General features: G+C 74.5%; 2 protein-coding genes. One reads left to right on the top strand and one right to left on the bottom strand.

What is annotated here, in order from left to right; genetic code table 11:
- Window positions 1-29 precede the first annotated feature (29 nt).
- Window positions 30-1,541: an ATP-binding protein gene (locus tag VF202_15565; protein HEX7041534.1), complete on the top strand. Its 1,512-nt coding sequence runs from the start codon at window positions 30-32 to the stop codon at window positions 1,539-1,541.
- Between the two features lie 309 nt (window positions 1,542-1,850).
- Here VF202_15565 and VF202_15560 read toward each other — a convergent pair.
- A partial coding sequence (locus VF202_15560; GenBank protein HEX7041533.1) for a site-specific DNA-methyltransferase occupies window positions 1,851-2,351 on the bottom strand: 501 nt, incomplete at its 5' end.

Raw genomic sequence — 2,351 nt, 5'->3', positions numbered from 1 at the left:
GAGCTCGCGCACAAGCCGGAGGGCGGACCATGAGCCGCCTCAGCGTGAGGCTGACGCTCGCCTTCGTGGGCGTCACCCTCGTGACCATCGCGCTCCTCGTGGTCCCGCAGCTACGCGGCATCGCGAGCGAGAACGTCGCGCTGCCTCCCGAGGAGAGGCCCGCGCTGACGCCGGCCGCGGTGGGCCGGGCGCTGCTGGGCAGGCGGGCCGCCGCGGCCACGGACCACGCCGCCACCCTGGCGATGCTGCGGGGCATCGAGGTGCGCCTGGGCGACCGGAACGTGATGGTCTACATCCCGGAGCGGGGCGACCCGGCCACGTGGCTGGCGGTCGTTCCGGGAGGACCGCTGCTGCGCGACCTCTCACCGAGCAGCTGGGCGGAGCTGCGCGCCCTGAGCGCCCTGGCCGCCGCCCGCTACGGCAGCCGCCCGACGCCAGGGCAGCCCGTACCCCCGCCGGGCGGTGCAGGGGACGACGCGCCGCGGCCCCAGGCGAACGGCGCGCCGGAGGCGGGGGGAGGGCCCCAGAACGAGGCGGCGGAGCTCGCATCGGCGTCGGCGACGGGCGACACGGTCAGCCGCAGCACGCTGCTGGCCTACGTGCGAGGCTCGCTCGAGCGCCGCACGGTGGCCCTCGTGGGCTCGGCAGTCTTGGCCCTCGGCCTGGCGGTGGTGCTGGCCCTGGTGCTGGCACGCCTCATAGCTAGACCCATCGAGGGGGTGACCGCTGCGGCTGGCAGGATCGCTGCCGGCGACCTCTCGGCACGCATCCCGGTGAGGCGCCGCCGCCAGCGCGGCTCCGAGACCGAGCGCCTGGCCGCGAGCTTCAACGCCATGGCCGACAGCCTGCAGGCGCTCGAGAGCAGCCGGCGGGCCATGGTCGCCGACATCGCGCACGAGCTGCGCACGCCGCTGACCGTGATGCGCGGGCGCCTGGAGGCGATGGAGGACGGCGTCGTCGACCTCAGCCTCGAGGAGGTGCGCGACCTGCACACGCAGGTGCTGCTGCTCTCGCGGCTCGTCGACGACCTGCGGACCCTGTCGCTGGCCGACGCCGGGCGGCTGTCGCTGCACGTCGACGAGGTCGACCTGGCCGACCTGGCGCGTCTCGCGGCCGCCAGCTACCGCGTGCAGGCCGACGCCAAGCGCGTGCGCCTCGACGTGGCCGCGCCGGCGCGGGCGCCGGTACAGGCCGACCGCGAGCGCTTGATGCAGGTGGTCGGCAACCTGCTCGACAACGCCTTACGGCACACGCCGGAGGGCGGCCGCGTCCTGCTGAGCGTCACGCCCGGCGCCGACTCCGTCGTGCTAGAGGTGCGCGACACCGGACCGGGCATACCTCCCGGGCAGGAGCGCCGCATCTTCGAGCGCTTCTACCGCACCGACGACGCGCGCTCGCGGACCTCCGGCGGGTCAGGCATCGGCCTCGCGATCGTCAAGGCCCTCGTCGAGCTGCACCGGGGCGCCGTCCGCGCCGCCAACGCGCCGGAGGGCGGCGCCGTCTTCCGCGTCGAGCTGCCCAGCCAGGCGGCGGCTCACTGACGCACCAGGCCTCGCATCGGCGCCGAACCCCGCGGGCCGAACGTAACTCGAAGGCAGTGGTAGGCGCGGCAGGTGGACGTTCCCCCCGGGACGACCTGCCGCGCCTCAAGACAGGATGCGACGCCGAGGCGACAGGTAGCGTCGCACCTAGGGCGGTGTCGTAGCCAGCTCCGGCGGGCCGCAGCCGGTGCCGTTCGGCGGCGCGCGTGCCACAGGGCCGCCGGCTCGCGCGGGACGCCGGCAGGACGGGCCGCCTTGGCTACATGGGCGCCAGCGAGACGCGGCCAGAACGGGCCGGCCGCGCCTAGCTCAAACCGGCTCCCACCCGAAGAACCGCGCTCCGTACGGCCCGAGGCGCCGCTCCATGACGCGCATGGCCTCGGGGTTGCAGTCGACGAGGAGCGCGCGGCGGCCAAGTCGGGCGGCGGCCTCCCCCGTAGTGCCGCTGCCGGCGAAGAAGTCGAGCACGAGGTCGCCGGGGTCGGAGTGCACCCGCACGATGCGCTCGAGGAGCTTCAGCGGCTTCTGGGTCGGGTAGCCGGTCCTCTCGCGCGAGTGCGTCGGCACGATCGTCTGCCACCACACGTCGGTGGGCACCTTGCCGCGCGCGGCCTTCTCCGGCGTGACGAGCTTGGGCGCCATGTAGGGCACGCGGTCCACGTCGGCCGAGCGGAACACGTAGCGCTCCGGGTCGACGGCGTACCAGAGGATGTTGTCGTGCTTCGCCGGCCAGCGGTTCCTCGGCCTGCCGCCGTAGTCGTAGGCCCAGACGATCTCGTTGAGGAACGAGTCCCGTCCGAACACCCGGTC

This window comes from Trueperaceae bacterium, assembly GCA_036381035.1.
Lineage (GTDB): Bacteria > Deinococcota > Deinococci > Deinococcales > Trueperaceae > DASRWD01.
This window is presented reverse-complemented; position numbering and strand designations above follow the sequence as displayed.